1 protein-coding gene is annotated in these 1,011 nt (G+C 67.6%); it reads right to left on the bottom strand.

The genetic code is table 11. The features are described 5' to 3' along the window. Positions 1–970: IS4 family transposase (locus G6O68_RS31885; protein WP_240911594.1), on the bottom strand; the 970-nt coding region annotated here is incomplete at its 3' end. Positions 971–1,011 lie beyond the last annotated feature (41 nt).

Raw genomic sequence — 1,011 nt, 5'->3', positions numbered from 1 at the left:
AGTGCTCCAGCCGCTTCTTCTTCCAGTTCGACATCCTTCGCTTGATCACCCGTGCGTGCCATCGGTCGCGACGCGGCCGGAGCCTCTGGCGTCGGACTTCCTTCAACAACAACCGATACCACGCCTCGGGCTTGAGCCCGGGCGACTCCGGCAGTCGGCATTGCAGCACTCGCAGCGAATCGATGAATGAGATCCGATCCGGGTCGTGCATCGCCACCACCGCCGCGTCATGGATGACCCGACGCACCACATAGTGCGCCAGCATCAGGCCGTAGATCTCCTGGACCACGCCCGCCGGCGTCTTGCTCCGGATCGGCACCTCCCGGCCGCTCAGGTGGGTCTTGATCTCGTCGAAGGCGAGCTCCTGCTCCCAACGCTCGTGGTAGGCCAGTGGGGCCTCCGGGGCCGGCAAGTCATCCGGGTTGAGCAGATCCGTGATCAGCCGATGCCGTTGGCCGACCCCGGGTCGGTTCGGATCGTCGTGGGTGTATTCGATCACCCGGACACTCCGGCCTCGCGTATCGCGCCGGCGATCGGCCGGACTCGGGTAGACTTTCGCCAGGTACGAGCCGTCGGCCAGATGACGGACCGGCCGGAGGATGGCGTTGCTCTTGGCCCGGGCGAGGAGATGTGCCCCGCGTCGGCAGACCGAATCGATCAGATCGAAGCCGAAGAAGCCGCGGTCCCAGACCAGCAGCATGCCCGGGCCGACCTCTCCGAGCAGGGGTGCGAGCATCGAGGCCTCGCCATGGCGGATCGGCTTGATGGCCAGGCCACAGACGGCATGAGTCCTCAACTCGCACAGGGCCAACAGCCGGACCTGCGGGAAGGCGGCATCGGCGCGAGGGCCTTTGGGCCGACCGAAGGTGCGGGCATTGGCCCGGGTGTCGGGCAGGTCGAGCGTGGTGCCGTCGATGCCCATCAAGTGCCAGCGGCGGTGGAGGGCCCCGCAGGTCTGATGGGTCGCCATCGGGCGGGCGACCTGGAGGAAGAGGTGACGGAGCGGGGCGA

The sequence above is a fragment of the Paludisphaera soli genome, assembly GCF_011064595.1.
Lineage (GTDB): Bacteria > Planctomycetota > Planctomycetia > Isosphaerales > Isosphaeraceae > Paludisphaera > Paludisphaera soli.
Note: the sequence above shows the minus strand (reverse complement) of the source record. Positions and strands in the feature narration are given on the sequence as shown.